The sequence below is a fragment of the Mesorhizobium sp. M0408 genome, assembly GCF_040321495.1.
Lineage (GTDB): Bacteria > Pseudomonadota > Alphaproteobacteria > Rhizobiales > Rhizobiaceae > Mesorhizobium.
The window spans coordinates 142,688-157,797 of sequence record NZ_JAMYRO010000014.1; the positions used below are offsets into that span (position 1 = coordinate 142,688).

The 15,110-nt window shown below is 60.2% G+C and carries 15 protein-coding genes and 2 pseudogenes; 6 read left to right on the forward strand and 11 right to left on the reverse strand.

Going from position 1 to position 15,110, the window contains the following annotated elements; translation table 11 throughout:
• The first annotated feature begins 7 nt into the window (after positions 1-7).
• Both NKI67_RS18260 and NKI67_RS18265 read left to right on the forward strand, forming a co-directional pair.
• Positions 8-418 (forward strand): DUF1036 domain-containing protein, encoded by a 411-nt coding sequence (locus NKI67_RS18260; RefSeq protein WP_352646321.1) that lies wholly within the window; start codon positions 8-10, stop codon positions 416-418.
• The gene (locus NKI67_RS18265) at positions 415-2,748 is read left to right on the forward strand and encodes a M23 family metallopeptidase (RefSeq protein WP_352646323.1); all 2,334 of its coding nucleotides are present in this window, start codon (positions 415-417) and stop codon (positions 2,746-2,748) included. Before NKI67_RS18260 ends, NKI67_RS18265 begins: the two co-directional genes overlap by 4 nt.
• A gap of 355 nt (positions 2,749-3,103) precedes the next feature.
• Here NKI67_RS18265 and NKI67_RS18270 read toward each other — a convergent pair whose 3' ends face one another.
• The 5 genes and pseudogenes from NKI67_RS18270 to NKI67_RS18290 form a co-directional block, all read right to left on the reverse strand.
• Positions 3,104-3,664: a nucleotidyl transferase AbiEii/AbiGii toxin family protein gene (locus NKI67_RS18270; protein WP_502909351.1), complete on the reverse strand. Its 561-nt coding sequence runs from the start codon at positions 3,662-3,664 to the stop codon at positions 3,104-3,106.
• A 131-nt stretch (positions 3,665-3,795) separates the two neighbouring features.
• Entirely contained in the window at positions 3,796-4,047 is a 252-nt protein-coding gene (locus NKI67_RS18275; RefSeq protein WP_352646327.1) for a hypothetical protein, read from the reverse strand.
• Between the two features lie 430 nt (positions 4,048-4,477).
• Positions 4,478-4,915 (reverse strand): TA system VapC family ribonuclease toxin, encoded by a 438-nt coding sequence (locus NKI67_RS18280; RefSeq protein WP_352646328.1) that lies wholly within the window; start codon positions 4,913-4,915, stop codon positions 4,478-4,480.
• Positions 4,912-5,138, reverse strand: a pseudogene (locus tag NKI67_RS18285) (CopG family transcriptional regulator). Before NKI67_RS18285 ends, NKI67_RS18280 begins: the two are co-directional and overlap by 4 nt.
• 60 nt (positions 5,139-5,198) lie before the next feature.
• Positions 5,199-5,636: a hypothetical protein gene (locus NKI67_RS18290; protein ID WP_352646395.1), complete on the reverse strand. Its 438-nt coding sequence runs from the start codon at positions 5,634-5,636 to the stop codon at positions 5,199-5,201.
• Between NKI67_RS18290 and NKI67_RS18295 the strand changes: the two genes are divergently transcribed.
• Positions 5,520-5,870 carry a peptidoglycan-binding domain-containing protein gene (locus NKI67_RS18295; protein WP_352646385.1) on the forward strand — a complete coding sequence of 117 codons (351 nt, stop codon included), beginning with the start codon at positions 5,520-5,522 and terminating at the stop codon, positions 5,868-5,870. The genes NKI67_RS18290 and NKI67_RS18295 overlap by 117 nt on opposite strands.
• 150 nt (positions 5,871-6,020) lie before the next feature.
• On the opposite strand, the gene NKI67_RS18300 is transcribed toward NKI67_RS18295, so the two are convergent.
• Positions 6,021-6,557: an OmpA family protein gene (locus NKI67_RS18300; protein ID WP_031212166.1), complete on the reverse strand. Its 537-nt coding sequence runs from the start codon at positions 6,555-6,557 to the stop codon at positions 6,021-6,023.
• 188 nt (positions 6,558-6,745) lie between these two features.
• Between NKI67_RS18300 and NKI67_RS18305 the strand changes: the two genes are divergently transcribed.
• Positions 6,746-7,339 carry a DUF6931 family protein gene (locus tag NKI67_RS18305; protein ID WP_031212167.1) on the forward strand — a complete coding sequence of 198 codons (594 nt, stop codon included), beginning with the start codon at positions 6,746-6,748 and terminating at the stop codon, positions 7,337-7,339.
• 74 nt (positions 7,340-7,413) lie between these two features.
• On the opposite strand, the gene NKI67_RS18310 is transcribed toward NKI67_RS18305, so the two are convergent.
• The 4 genes and pseudogenes from NKI67_RS18310 to NKI67_RS18325 form a co-directional block, all read right to left on the reverse strand.
• Complete coding sequence (locus NKI67_RS18310; RefSeq protein ID WP_352646330.1) at positions 7,414-8,667, reverse strand: caspase family protein; 1,254 nt, start codon at positions 8,665-8,667, stop codon at positions 7,414-7,416.
• A gap of 10 nt (positions 8,668-8,677) precedes the next feature.
• On the reverse strand, positions 8,678-9,787 hold the full coding sequence (locus NKI67_RS18315; RefSeq protein WP_352646332.1) for an OmpA family protein: 1,110 nt from the start codon (positions 9,785-9,787) through the stop codon (positions 8,678-8,680).
• Between the two features lie 333 nt (positions 9,788-10,120).
• The gene (locus NKI67_RS18320; RefSeq protein ID WP_352646334.1) at positions 10,121-10,327 is read right to left on the reverse strand and encodes a hypothetical protein; all 207 of its coding nucleotides are present in this window, start codon (positions 10,325-10,327) and stop codon (positions 10,121-10,123) included.
• Between the two features lie 701 nt (positions 10,328-11,028).
• Positions 11,029-11,900 (reverse strand): annotated as a pseudogene (locus NKI67_RS18325) (hypothetical protein).
• A gap of 172 nt (positions 11,901-12,072) precedes the next feature.
• On the opposite strand from NKI67_RS18325, the gene NKI67_RS18330 reads away from it, so the two are divergent.
• Together NKI67_RS18330 and xth are read left to right on the forward strand one after the other, a co-directional pair.
• A complete protein-coding gene (locus NKI67_RS18330; protein ID WP_352646336.1) occupies positions 12,073-12,276 on the forward strand; it encodes a hypothetical protein in 204 nt (67 codons plus the stop codon).
• 85 nt (positions 12,277-12,361) lie between these two features.
• A complete protein-coding gene (xth, locus tag NKI67_RS18335) occupies positions 12,362-13,150 on the forward strand; it encodes an exodeoxyribonuclease III (protein ID WP_352646339.1) in 789 nt (262 codons plus the stop codon).
• Between the two features lie 70 nt (positions 13,151-13,220).
• Here the strand turns inward: xth and ligD are convergent, their stop codons facing one another.
• Entirely contained in the window at positions 13,221-14,999 is a 1,779-nt protein-coding gene (ligD, locus tag NKI67_RS18340; protein WP_352646341.1) for a DNA ligase D, read from the reverse strand.
• Positions 15,000-15,110 lie beyond the last annotated feature (111 nt).

A 15,110-nucleotide genomic window follows, 5' to 3' on the forward strand; every position in this document is an offset into this window, starting at 1 on the left:
AGGCCGCATGAGGCTTGCGGTCGTTTCGGGCGCGGCACTCCTAGCCGTGCTCTCATGCAACGAAGCGCGCGCCGAATTCACGGTGTGCAATCAGACGCTCGACGTCGTCAACCTCGCCGTGGGCCAGGAGGTCGACAATGCCGACCAGACCGATGGCTGGTGGACCATCGGCGCAAATCAGTGCGTGAACGTCATCCGCGAGGAACTGGCGAACCGCTACATCTACCTCTACGCCACTGACGTTTTCGGCCACGCCATCCTGACCGGATCGACCGAAATGTGCATTGAGCGGCGACGTTTCTCGATACGTGGCATCGACGAATGCTGGCAGCGCGGCCATATTGCCGCGCGATTTGTTGAAGTCGATACGCTTGAACAGGTGCGGTGGACATTTTTCCTGACCGGAAGCAGTCCGTGACGCACGCTATCGACACCAGCTTCAAGGAAAAGAAGCAAGCACGCGCTGCCCTTCGCCGGCGCACGTTTTGGCGCAGGCTTCTTGCCGGCTTCGCCACGGTTTTCCTGTGTTCGATTGCCGCCGGCTTCTATCTCACCGCAGACTATTGGTCGTTTGGCGACGAAGACGAGGAGCTGCATGCGGTCGAAGGAGCCGACGATGTGCCCGCTGATGCCTCTGTTTATGTGCCTGCCATTATCGGCCTGGCGGGGGACCCGATGTGGATCACGCTCGCACCCGATTCCGGCGCCGCAACGAAAGGCCGCGTTGTTCCGCGCCCGGCCGAACTCGAGCAGGCCGGGGTTTCGCCACAGCTCGAGATTTTGTCCGACGTCATGCTTAGCGCCAGCGAGAAATTCATGACCACCATACCGTCGACGCAGGAGGATTTTGCATTCTTCCAGGCGCAGCGAAAGACGGCTCCAGCAGCCTCCAGCGATCTGCAGAACAATCTTCAGCCATTTCCTGCCCCGGATGAACCCGCGCCTGCTGCCGATCAACTGGCCGAAGCCGACGACCCGGAGGCCGGCTGGGGTGAAACAATCGATGCAGGCGATGCAGCTCTTCCGGCGTTCCACAAGACCCAGATCGAAAACAACACCAGCGTCGCAACTGTGACGAACGAATATCAGCGGTTTGAGGCGACGGAAGACACGTTCGTGAAGATCCTCAACGATCGCAGTCTGGATAGCGTTGCGCTCGATGCACATTTCTCCGCCGACGACGCCAAGCAGGCAGGCGAGGCGCTGAAGGCCCTCTTCGGCCGGGACGGCCTGGAACCGGGCTATGTCGTGGCCATGCGTGGATACCGGCCCAACCGCGAGACGACAACGATGTCCCTCATGCAGGTGTCGATCTACGCCAAGAACGTCTTTGTCGGTACGCTGACGCGTAATGCCGCGGGCGTGTTGGTATCGGGCGTTGACCCTTGGGTACGCGAAGATCTGTTCAACTACTCGGGCGCGCCGGCGGAAGGCGGCCACAAAAGGCAGTATCGTCTGCTCGACGCGATCTACTCGACTGCGGCACGCAACAGCGTTCCAACCGGCGTGATCGGCGAAGCCATCATGTATCTGTCGAGAGGACAGGATCTGGATGCCTTTGCAAGCGAGGACCAGCGTCTTGTGCTGATCTATTCTCAGACGCCGCGCGGCAAGGACGAAGGCGCCGGCCGCGTGCTGTATGTTGGTGTCCAGGGCACGACAAAAAGTCTCGACTGTTTCGTCTTCCAGCAGGGTGATGGCCAGTTTGCATGCGTGACAGGCGACGATCAGGTCCGTTCGCTGACGGTCACCAATGGCATGGTCACACCGGTCAACGGGGTCTTGACCTCGACCTTCGGGCCGCGCAAGCATCCAATTCTAGGCACCGTTCGCATCCACAAGGGCGTCGACTGGGCGGCGCCGGTCGGCACGCCGATCGCAGCCGCCTTCGATGGCGAAATCAGCTTCCAGGGCGATGGGGGCGGCTACGGCAATCTAGTCAAGATTTCGCACGGAAGCGGGCGCGAGACGCGCTATGCGCATATGCAGAAATTCGCAATCGAGGGCGGCGTCGGCACCAAGGTGAAGGCTGGCGACATCATTGGCTATATCGGCACCACCGGCCTTTCGACCGGACCGCATTTGCATTTCGAACTCTACCAGAATGGCGCGGCGATCGACCCACTGGGCACGGTTACCGCGGTCGCTTCGGATCTTTCCGCCGTGGAAACGCTCACCGACCGTATCGTCCATGTCGAAAGTGGCGGCAGCGCCCGTGCCAAGAACCCAAATTCTTCAGCGACAGGCGCCGGCCAATTCATCACAAAGACCTGGATCCGGATGATGAACACTTACCGCCCCGAACTTGCACGCACACTCTCGACCGCCGACCTGCTCGCCCTTCGATACGACGCCACCATCTCGCGCGAGATGGTTCGCAATCTGGCGCGAGAAGGCGAAGCCTATCTTCGGGCGCGCGGCCACCAGATTACAGCCGGCCGGCTCTATCTCTGCCATTTTCTCGGCATGGAGGGCGCGCATCAGGTGCTGTCGGCATCGGGTTCGGCGCAATTGAGCGCCGTGCTCGGGTCAGCCGTCATTCAGGCCAATCCTTTTCTGACCGGCAAGACCGCCAGCTATGTCGCGGACTGGGCCGAAAGGAAGATGGGTCGCAAGCTGAGCCCAGCCACAACCGCGGCGGGCCAGCAGACGACGACCACCACGGAGGTCCGGCAGACATCGCCTGAGTTCGCAAAGTACAAACAGGTGATCACGGCGATGCTGAGCTCTGTTCAGAATGCGCTTTGAGCCTGTGCATGGCCCCGGCAAATCGTAACCCCTTGGGTGCACGCAGACGACCGGTTTTCGGTCCAACGAGTGCTATACTTCAACCTCTGCGCACTTTCGAACCGTGGCCAAGTTCACATACGCCACGGCCATTTTCGGATTGAAGCGACCTGTCGCTGACAAGACCTAAATGTGCAAAATAGACTTCGCTGCGACGGCGGAAGGAAAAGCTGGACCCGCCTCCGTGAGCTACAGGGCCTCCTTCGAGGCGGCAAGTTGGAGACGCTCTGGCACACGGTCGGTGGCAAAACCCTGACGGCCTTAAAAGCAGGAGCGCCCGCAAAGCGGGCGCTTGAAACCGGCTGCCGGCGTTTGGTCAGGATGATGTCGCTGGCGACAGCACCTCTTCGAGCAGGGCTGTTGCAATGGCAAGGCTATCAGCAGCCATCTCCTCGTAGTCTGGCATGATCATGAGCTGTGCGATCGTCCGTCTGACGAACTCCGGATTCAGCTCTGCAAGCCGCTCCCTTGTTCGAGCGACACGATCCGGAAATGCCCGGAGGGCGCCGACAACGCCGGCTCGATGCGATCGCGCGGCTGCTGCGATATCGAAGATGTCCCGCGGTCTGGCCTCCGCGCCTCGGTAATAAACCTTCTTGGCAATGATCTCGGGAATGCTCTCAAGCCATACCGAACGACCTTCTACCTCTCGCTTTTCGAAAGGTGTCCTGGTCAAGGCCCCGGCGACGATGAAGTCAATCTCGCCCAGGCCCTCGAACGCGAATTTCTGGAACCTCGTCCCGTCGCCGTCATACGCGGCAGGACCCGTGCTGAAGCTCAGTTGGCTCTTGGATGGATCAATGAAGCCGAGTAGCTGAGGGTCGTCGAGGAAGATATCGACGTCGTGGCTTTCGCGATGGTTGATCTGGATCATCATCGCCGTGCCGCCGCCAAACGACCATTCGAATTCAAAACCTCCGGCCTTCTCCCGGAGTTGGTCGATCAGATCGGCAGCAATGGCGAAAAGCCGTCGCCATTCGGACGGACGACGGCTGTGGACCTCGATCATCAGGCAGCGAGTTGATAGGTTTCGCCGGACCAGGCAGCGAAATGGGCAGCGAAAGCCTTCAGATCATCGACCGCTATCTGGTGCGCGGCGGCGAACTCCATCTGCTGCTCGACCGGCACTTCTCCAAGGAACGCACTGACCTGCCCAGGATACTGCTTCGCCAGATCTAGATCCGAAAGACAATGAGCCAGCGCCACGCCGTCGAGCTGTTCGCTGTAGGGCGCGTTCACTGTCGTCAGAACCAAGGCCAAATGCTCACTCATAGTCATGCAAAATAGTCAATTCGTGGATGGGGCACAAGCTGCGCAAATGGGTCGCGAGGCTCACAATCGTCCTTCCGTCGACCACAGTGACGCCTGAGCGGCCATGCGCGCGTAGACCCGAGCTACAGACGCGCGGGGGATCGAACAGCATTCGGCCGGCTGCGAACTGATCGTTCGGAAGCATGACTCCGGCACGTCCCGCCCTTAGCTAGGAAGCTGCAGCGCGAGCTCGGCGGTCGCGCGATCGGTTCCGCGTCGACCTCACCAAAGGGCTCTGAAGGTCCCCTCCCCGCGCTTGAAGCCGTAAGGTGTATACGGCGGTTCTGAAATAGAACCGACACCGGCCAAGGCCATCAAGGACGCACTCAACGGCTGATCCTTTGCCGGTACATACCCCTGACAAAAAGAGCCCCGCGGTCTACCTTGTGGGGATCAGGTGCAGTGTAGTCTTCCCGGCCTTCACCGCCGCCCCCGATAGCTTGCGGTCAAAGCTCGCAAGTTGGCCGCCATGCGCCTTGGCGAGCGCAAGAAGATAGGTATCGGTGACCTGTGCCGAGGTCAGGATTTTCGCTGCATCGATGTCGCCGGAGCCAACCAGGCTCACGTCGTCGGACCAGAAGCTGTGCCCATGCAGGGCTCGCAACTTGGTGACGATTTGCGCAACGACGGCAGGGGAGCCGGGAGAATTAGGATATTTTTGGTTTCCGACGATGCGCAGGACGCCGTTTTCGGTAATGGGGCAGGTAGCCCATGCGGCATGACCGGTCACTTCGAACCAGCCATGGGCGTCGTCATGGGCGACATGGCCAGGATCGATCAGCGCGATCAGTACATTGACGTCGAGCAGGAAGATCACAGCAACTCGTCACGCAAGGCATTGACCGTCTCAAGCGTGACAGGAGGTGCATCCGGCCGAGGCGACAGCAGAGGTATCCGTTGCGCTCGCCGCCGGCTTGCGGGCGGCGCAGCGAGCGCCGGGCGAGATCGGTGATGATCTCGCCCACGCTGCGGTCCTGCTGCCGGGCCATGGCCTTGGCCGCGATCAGGACATCGTCATCGATCGCCAGTGTGGTTCTCATGTCGCCCTCCTTGGTGGGCATCAAACATCACGCATCATATAGAGTAGCGACAACGGATACTCAAGCGATACGATCGCGCACGAAATAGAGGCTCGGTCCCGCCGCCGACAAGCGGGCCGCCGTTGGTCTCGAACAGTTTCCGAACGGTCGCTTCGCCACTGTGGCGCGGCTGAGCATCGATAAGTTGAACACGCCCAAAGCCCAAAACCAACAGATCGCGGCGCGCGATGAGGACCAGGCGAATGCCAACTCGGATTCTGCGGTGCGCACATCGGTCGGCGTTTCGGACCAGGTAAGCAAACAGCGGGCACCGAATTGACAGAAAGTGCGATCGGTCTTGACCGCCAAAGCCGCATCGACCTGCAACTGCGCATCGAGGGGTTGGGCAACGAACTTGGCCGCATCGACGGAAACATACGTCCGCAGACCCGCCGGGCGATCGGCATCTGGCAAGCCAAGAACGATCTTCCGCCGACCACCTATCTGACGCGCGAGCAACTTGCATTCCTCGTGGTTCAGACAAATCCGATGATGGAGCCGTGCGTGCCGGATATGCCGCCGATCAAGCCCGTACGACGCAGCCGAAAAAGCAGGTTGCGCAGAAGGTCCGCACCCAGCGGCCGGTGGCGCAGAAACCCCGCAAACAACAGCAGGTCGTTCAGAAACGGCGCTTCCGCAAGACCGTGGTGCGGCGGGACGATCCTCCGCCGCCCCAGGATAACGACTTCCTGACCAAGGCGTTGCTCTTCGGCTCCGGTGTGGTGGTGGGCGGCGTGCTCAAGAACTGACCGGGGTCGTTCCAAGCCTATTCGCCTGACTGCCGCTGCGCTTGCCACTCAGTTCCTGACGCACTGCTGCACAGTTTCAGGCGGCATCCGTACGCTACTCGGCCTTTATACGCATTTCCACGCGGCGGTTGACGGCGTCGTATGGATTGGGGCTACGCGGATGCGCTTCGCCCAACCCGATCGCGTTGATGCGGTCAGCCTCGATGCCACTGGATGTGAGGAAGGACGTCACCGATTGCGCTCGTCGCTGCGACAGCCGCTCATTGTAGTGCGCCGGACCGGAAGCGTCGGTGTAGCCTTCGACGACGAAGTGGAAAGTACTGATCCGGCTGTCCTTCAGGGCCTTGGCATACTCCTCGAGTTCAGCGCGTGCGGTCGCGTCGAGTTCGGCCGAATCCAGCCCGAAATTGATCAGCATGTCGAGACTGGATTTGTCGGCCGGCCCCTCTTTTGCCTTGGTCTTGCTCTTGCACTGCTCCTCCGTGCCGACACAAATCCCCCGAGACTTGCCGAGGTCGGCCGCGCCAGCAAAAAACTTGACGATGTCTTCTGATTTCTGGACAGGGTCGGCGGAAACATGGGTCGAGAAAGCCACGACCGCCAACACCAAGGGTGAACTAGCCCACCGCATAGCGGTTACTCCTGTTGAGCATCCGATATTACCAAGCGTGAATATACCAAATTCCCACGCATTTGTCTGTCAATAAACGCCGAGCCCGTGGCTGTGTCGGCCGATCTCCCGTCACCGCGAGTTGAGACTTGACCGGCGCCACGCCGGGGGCTTGAGTACCGACTGGTCCTCGATGAAGGCGTGGCGTCATGGCCAATGGGCTCCGATTCAAAACGGCACGGGATCTTTTTGTGGCTTGTCCCGCTGTCGCCAGAGACATGAGAGCCCTTCCAACCGAGCAGCGTTCGATCGAGTTTTGCCGCGATCTCCTCGCCGGGCCCATTCCCGAAGAGGCGATCACGTTTTGTGCCTACCTGCTTCCTGATCGGGCTGCGGTCTGGTGGGCCCACGAATGCCTGGGGCATCTGAGTGAGCTGCTCGATAAGACAGATCAAGAGCTGCTCGCGCTTGTTCGCGACTGGGTCAGCGAACCGGACAGTCCCCGCCATCGCGCCGCAGTAAGCGAGGCTGCGGCAACCCCGCCGGCAACGCCGGGCGCCTGGATTGCCTTGGCTGCGGAATGGCGTGACAATGGTTTTGGCGTTGCCGGATCTGTCGTCGGCGCAGCCGCGCCAACGGCCTTGCAGCGACATCCTGCCGCCCATGCAGTCAATGCCGGTGTGCTAGCAGGGCTGGCGCGCGTCGCACTGGCGGACCGCTTTGCCGTTCTCTCCGCCTTTGTCGAAATGGGCCTCCAGTTGGCCGAGATCGAGGCGCAGCGCCAATCGGCTGATGCGTATTAGACCCGAACCATTCCAATAGACGCAGCTCCATGGTCTTGTTTGACCAGGGGTTTTCGAACCGAAGGGCCCAGATCTCACTTGCAGCCGCCTTGCGCCCATTTGGCCAGCGCCACCTTGAAGCGTGTCCCAAGCGGATGTTGCAGGCGGAGAACGGAGACATCGTTGGCGGCGAAATTTTTCGCCTGTTCGCATAGCCGATCCTCACTCCACTCATGACAGCCGTTGCAGTGCTTGCCCTCCCACACCGCCTTGTCGAGCCCTTCCACGGGAGTGAAGAGTGGTTTGCCTGTGATCAGCTCGGCGATACTCTTGCCGTCGATCTTTGGATCCCCAAAATCGACAGGTTGGTCGAAAAAGATCGGCTCGTCCGAAGCCAGTCTCGGGATTTTCTGACGGAGCACATTGAGCGCAAGCTGGGCATCGTCAGCGCCAGACGGATTTGCGGCGGCGTTGCGCCCGCCCGAGCCGCCTTGCGGTTGTTGCGGAGCGGTCGCCTCACCGACGATCAGTGGCGCGTTCAGATCCACCTTGTGCAGCATGACCTCGGTGGTTAGCGAGACATTGATCCACGGGCGCTGTTTGCCGGCCGTTGCCTTGAACACGTCGGCGGTAACCCTGTTCATTGCGTCGGTGATGGAGACGTTCGAGGCCCCGATATGGGCAAGCAGCGCCGACGTGAACGGCGAGTGTTCGCTCGATCCGTCATAGGCGACCTGATTGGGACTGGTGGAAAAGGCGACCAGCGTGCCGGCGCCGCCATTCTCGATCGGGATTTCGGCAAGGCCACTTCTCGCTCCTTTGACGCCTGCGGCCTTTGCCAACACCTCGGCCAAGGGATTGTCGCGACAGGCGTCGAGGAAAATCAGCCTTATGCTGGTCTCGCGCGACATTTGCCGCAAAACGAAATCCACCGGCACCGCTTCGAAGTCGAGCGAGGTCTCGTCTTCCAGTGCGGCATCGACCGGAAGCAGGTAGTTGCTGCCTGAAACCTGCAAGCCGTGGCCGGCGTAAAAGAAAAGGGCAATGTCGGCGCCGCGAACCTGCTTTGCGAACTTCGCAATGGTCGTCTGGGTCTGCAATTTGGTCAGATCGAACCCGGAGACGACTTCAAAATCCAGGCTTTTGAGACGTTCGGCAACAGCCTGCGCGTCGTGTACCGGATTGGTCAGCGCCGGCGCATGCTGATACTGGGAGTTGCCAAGGACCAGAGCAACACGGCGTTCGGCGTTGGCCGCCGTCAAGGTCAACAACAGCGAGAGCATCACCAGCCCGATCGCGCCTAGGACACCAATAAACCAAGCAATCAGATCGAAGCCCCGCCGGAACAAAGGCCCTTCCTCAGTTGACGAGCTTGGTGGCGGAAAACTCTATCCGCCGATTGAGCGCCTTGTTCTTCGGCGTGTCGTTGCCAGTAACCGGCCGCTCCTCGCCATAACCGATCGCCGTGATCTGCGTGTGAGCAATACCTGCGGCAACAATGGCGTCAGCTACTGCCTGGGCCCTCCGCTCCGACAGGAGCTTGTTGGCGGCGGACGACCCGTCGGAGTCGGTGTGGCCGGAAACCTCGACCTTCAAGCCCGGGCACTTGCCGACGACGCCAACGACCTCGTCCAGTAGCGGGCGGCTTTGGGTGTCGAGCCGTGCGCTCGCCGGCCGAAAATAGATGGCTCCGGTGCGCGAGAGGACCGCGAACCGGTTGAGGCACTCCTCGTCGCTGAAGTTCGCCTTCGCAGCATCGGTGGCAACGGGCCCGACGTCGGCGGTGCTTGCCGCGACGGTCTGGACGGCCGCGGGCTTGGCGCCAGCGGCGTTGAACACGAAATCGAACGATACCGAAGCGGTCGGAACAATGTTGGTCACATTGGCGGCCTGCTGCAGCTTGTCGACATTCGGCAGCAGTCCGAAGTCCTCGACATGCACGGCGACGGGCGCTTCCGAAGCGACGGATACCACGCTGTCGCTGATCATGGTCACCACGACGTTGGCCTCGAGATCCTTGTCGACGCCATGCAGGTTGAGTCGGAATGGAAGCATTGCCTTGACCCTTCGCATCGTCGCAAGGTCGGCAAACGCCGCAGGGTCCACTTTTGCGGTCAGTTCGGCGGACGGATACTTGAATGTCTCGAAGAAAAGGAACCGCATCCGGACATTGCGAAGATCGACACCGGTATCGACTGAATTGAGGTCGAACGTGATTTTGGCCTCACCCGTCGAAGAAAGAGTGCCGGCGATGTTCCTGATCTTGTTGGTTTCAACGATCGTGTTCTTCTTGACCGACTGGTAGGTGAGCACCGAGGCGGCCGGATCGAGTGTCCAGTTCGTCTGTGCATTCGCGCTTTCCAGTCCGGGTAAAAACAGCACCGACAGCGCGACCATGAAGCCGAGGATATTTGCGGCGAGCCAGCTTCCTGGCCCCGCTTTCCTGCAGGATGCAACGACTTCGAACATGGCCCCCTCCCCTGCCTAAGCGACAGACTGAGCATCGATACCTTGCACTACCCGATGCTGCCAGAGACCATAGAACACTTGCCCCCGCTTGGCGAGTATCTGTCCAATTGACCGCAAAGTGTAAATTCCGCTCAGGCCCGAGCTGCGGAAGTCCAGCAAAATGGTGATGCACGAACACTGCCTCCGCAGCAGCCGTACTCCTGCCACTCGCGCAGCATGATCGTAATGAGACGCGATCCGCCGATTTCATTTCGGCCGCTATGAACCGCAAAGCGCCGCCCCGGCAAGGGCGCGCTTGACGATAGCAGGAGGAAGTGGCTGGCGCCCGATTCACTAGCCGCGCGGTTTGATCTTCGGTTCTGGCGAGCTTTCCGACGGGTTTGCAGCCAAATTTGCAGTTCGCCGATCTTTTACCCACAGCGATTTTCTTCTTGCCAGTAAATCGTGGCGATCGCCTTCAGCGGTCGCTCGGCTATGTGTCGCAGCAATGGCATAGTCAGCTCTGTTGGTTCGATAGTCTTCTTCTTTTTGCACAGTCATCGTTTGCTCCCAGTTCGTGGCCCCTCTTTTGCCCTGCCGGGAAGATTAACTGCCGCGGCATTCCTCGAGTCAATCGATTAAATGATGCACTCTGCAGTCGCGCCTATATCTCATTGTTTTGATGATGCCGGCTTAGCCGTCGGGCAGGTTGGGGGCGGGCGAAGGGATGTCTTGAGCCCCACGCAGGCCCCACCTCCGTTCTCCGGGACGAACACCACCCCAAGGCGTTCCAGGCCAGACCATGGCGGTCAAATTGTTAGGCACCGGGATGGATCGCAGAGCCTCCAAGTTTCGAACCGTCGCGCAGGTCGCCTAACGATACATCCAGCCTGCGTGTGCTCCTGTCGCTTGGCAATTAATTGTGAGAATGGCTTGTTAGTGATTCAGCAGGTTAGCCATACACCTGATTTGGGGATCTACACTTAATTTGTTAATCGAGCCCGGCCATAGGCACTTAATATGAGAATCACCGCCAGCAACTTGCCGGCATTGCATTTGCCGAAGGCGCTGTGAAATTCAAAGGAACCACGGCCTTCACGATAATGCGATGGCATTTAATTTGATAATCCGAACTTCCAGGTTCTCAAGTAAATGCCAATCCTGACAGAAACGGATGCATTCTTACGGTGAACTGTCAAGCGACACACGACCGACGAGTCGGTGTGTTGCGGCCGCCCTAACGCGGGATGTGAGCGCCGCATCTACCGCTCGCGACTTCGCCCAACATTACGGGCGTTTCGACGGGCAACTCTAAGTTCGGCAAGCGTTGGTCTCCACCAGCCCCTGAAGCGTTCGGTCGGCTCGGCGGGTAACCGAGCGGGCCATGTGCTCACAAGTTCGGCCATCGTAGCCGAACGCCACCTGCCCCAAACGAAGTCGCCGTTCGCTGGCATTACGTGGGGATAGAAGGCGGCTGCGTCCAATAGCTCAACCAGTTCACCGGAAATTTCATCGAAGACGACAATCCCGTACTGTTCCGTTGCGACTGCGCGGCCCAGGGTAGGTAGATCTTGAACTGGCAACGGGTAGCGATGGCGCCGGCGTTCAGCAGCCGCTTTTGTGCGGCCCGATAGGATTCGGTGTTCCTGGCGGCCGCACGTCGCAGTTTCCTTTCCTCCGGTTCGGCAAGCTGCGCAGCCTTTTCGATGTTTGGCCATCGGCGCCGGAGCTCTTCATATGAGCGGAATGGAACTCTCCAGGCCCGCAACTCATCGTCCCAACTCGCCCACGGAACCGCACGCAATTCTTCAAGCACCGTCCTCGAATACGGCGTGCGAATACGGAGGTCGTCCGCAATTTCCAGATACCGGCTCGAAATTGGGTCGAAGGCGAAGGCATCGCGTCCCTTGCTATCGTCATGGGGCGCCCGTAACGCTACGTCTTTCGCCAGCCAGCGGTCGATCCGCCGGGCTGCTGTGTTGCCGGGGACAAACCAGCTCCTGCGCTCGTCGCTCCATCTGGCACGCGGAAAAGCTTGCTGAAACCGCTCCACCGCCATTCGATCGAACGAAAAGCGGGCTTCGGCACCAGGTGCCTCGCGTTTCTGCGGCGCGGGACGAGCGTCGGATTCCATCGTAGTGCATCAGTCGAGTTCGCTGCACGGAACGCGGCGTCGGCCCTAAAGGTTCACCAGCCAGACAAGCCCCGCGGGAATATGGCGCCTGAACCCTGATGCTAATGCTCAGGACGCGCGCAGTGAAACTTTCCCTACGCTCGTCGGTTAAGGAGAGCGGAGAGGATGAACGATGTCTAAATCAGATGAGAGAGCGGCTGCGGCCGTGCGGCCGAAAAAGGCTCGTTCGCATCCCATAAAAGAGGAGGACGCAGAGGCGAAACATGCCCTCGAGACACACGATCTGTCGCCAACTCAGGCGCGGGAATTGGGTGCGTCGTACGGCAACGACTGGCGAAAGATCGGCGAGGCCGCCAAATCCTACAAAGACGACTGACAACTCCTCCCTTGCCGGCATGATCCAAGAATCAACATCTGAGTCTTCCATGTCCAAAATCGCCAAGGGTTGTTGAGAACTTCCGATGACCCGCATCGCAACCTTCAACTTGAACGGCGTGAACGGTCGCCTGCCCGTGCTCATCAAGTGGCTGGGTCAGACCGACTATGACATCGTATGCCTTCAGGAGTTGAAGACCTCGGATGAGAAATTTCCCGCCGAAGCCGTCAGGAACGCCGGTTACGGCGCGATCTGGCACGGGCAAAAATCCTACAATGGTGTAGCTGTACTCGCCAGGGGAAAGGAGCCGCTGGAGCGTCGACGCGGCCTGCCGGGTGATCCCGACGATACTCACAGCCGGTATATCGAGGCAGAGGTGGATGGGATCGTCGTGGGGTGCATCTACCTGCCCAACGGCAATCCAGCGCCCGGCCCGAAATTCGACTATAAGCTCCGCTGGTTCGACCGTCTGATCAGCTACGGCCAGTTGCTGCTCAGGGAAGGGATCACAAGCGTTCTGTGCGGCGACTATAATGTCGTCCCAACGCCGATCGATGCCGTGGTGCCGAGACGTTGGCTAGGCGACGCAGTCTACTTTCCGGAGAGCCGGCAGGCCTACGCCGAAATGCTTGGTAACGGCTGGATTGATGCCGTCCGTACCATCCATCCGGAAAAAGGCATCTACACGTACTGGAACTTCTCCTACCGGGGCGGCTATGATCGGAGTTCCGGCCTGCGAATGGATCATCTCCTCGTCAGCCCATCACTTTCGAACAGGTTACGTGATGCCGGCGTGGACGCTGACTTGCGAGGCTGGGAAAAGCCGAGTGATCATGCGCCAGCCTGGATAGAGCTCGACGCGTCCGGCAAGTAGTTGACATGATCGTTCGGCGGAATCGCTGGGCGTCTTCGCCCACTGCTAATAGAATGCTCTGCGCGATTGCTCACGCTGCCTTTCTGGCTGCTGCCCTGAACGGACGGTCAATGGTGAAGGCATCTGGACGGATAGCTGCCTCAACCTGGCTCCAGGTCACGGGATGCGCGATTGGGAAGCCGGGCCGCGCTCGGGGAGAGAAGGCCCCGACCGCCGTGTTGCCGCGCCCATTGCGGAGGTAATCAATGAAGATGCGGCCCTTGCGGGCTGCCGGCGCGGCGGAGAGCAGATAGCGATCAGGATGAGCTTCAGCGAGGCGCTTGGCGAACGACCGGGCAAGGAGCCGGGCATTGTCGTGCGTGATCTTTGTCTTAAGTGGGGCCATCAGGTGAATTCCCTTGCCCCCGGTCACCTTCGGCCAGCTCTCCAGCCCCTCCGCTTCCATGATGTCGCGGAGCGTTAGCGCGGTCTCGATCAGTTCATCCCACTCGACCCCCTCGCCCGGATCAAGGTCCAGAACAACGCGGTCGGCATGTTCGATATCGTCAACAGTAGCGTTCCAGGGATGCAACTCTACCGCATCCATCTCGACCAGCCCCAGCAAGCCGGCAAGGTCGTCCACCCACACGCGCACACCTTCGCCACCCTCGCGCTTCTGGACCCGCAACTGATGCACTGCCGCCGGGATCTTGGGCAGCGTTCCCTTGTGGTAGAAGGTCGCGCCGTGAGCATGGCGGACCAGCTTCAGCGGTCGGTGGCCGAGATGGACAAGCGCGTGATCGGCAACTCTGTGCCAGTAGCGCGCGAGCTCTTCCTTGGAGGGCGGGACTGCGTCGGGCAGCAGTTGCAGGATGTTCTCGCTCGGAACGCCATGCGCCCGGGCTGGCCCACGTCGCTTTGATGGCGCAGGAGGCTTGGCCGGGATGGCCACGAGGTCTTCGCGAAGGCCCTTGAACACGGCTTCACGCAGCACGCCGCGATCAGTTACGCCACTGAATTGCACCTCGGCCTGCACGTCTGGTCTGACCCAGGTTGCCTTAGGTTTCACAATGGGCTCTGACAGGGGCGACGTGCTGATGATCAGCGGGTCGAGCCGCTCTCGGACCGATTGCGCAGCGCTCAAGGTATAGCCGCTGCGAGCCTTCCCGGCATAGAGCAGTCGGTCGCCCTCGCGGCGCCCGATGTAGAGCGATGCAATGCAACGCGGATGAGCGCCGAGTTTCTCGACGAAAGCGACAATGGGAAAAGTGTCGCTCTTGATGCACTTCACTTTGAGCCAACTGGTCTGGATACCCGAGCGATACGTGGCATCTGTGCGCTTGGAGACGATGCCCTCCAATCCCATCCGGCAGGCATGTTGAAACACGTCTTTGCCACTCACCTCCAGATGCTCGGCATAGGTCAGTGTCGGCGCTGAGCCCTTCAGCAGCTTCTCCAGCGCTGCCTTGCGCTTGACCAGCGGCTGCTGTCGTAGATCGCGGCCGTTCAGGTGCAGCAGGTCGAAAGCGTAAAAGATGAGCCTCGCCGAGTCTGGATTGCCCAACTCCCGTTCCAACGCTTGGTAATCCGGCAGGCCGGTATCGCCGAGAACGACAGCCTCTCCGTCGATGATCGCCGCCTTCACCGGCAAGCCCGCAGCTGCTTGAACAATTCGTCGGTATCGATCAGACCAGTCGTAGCCACGGCGCGTGAAGGCCCGCGCTTTGCCGCCCTCAATGATCAGCTCGGTGCGGTAGCCGTCGTACTTGATCTCGTGAAGCCATTCGCTGCCCTCGGGCGCGTTCGCGACCAGCGTGGGCGACTGAAACTCAATGAAAGATAGCTGGCCATCCCCAGCTTTGGAACTCATGGCACACTCCTGACTTCCCACCCAACTTTGGTGCCGCTGAATAGGTTCCGCAACAGGGCTGGCCGGAGGAGTAGGGCCCCGAGCCGGTTTACCCGATCCTTGCTCGAACCG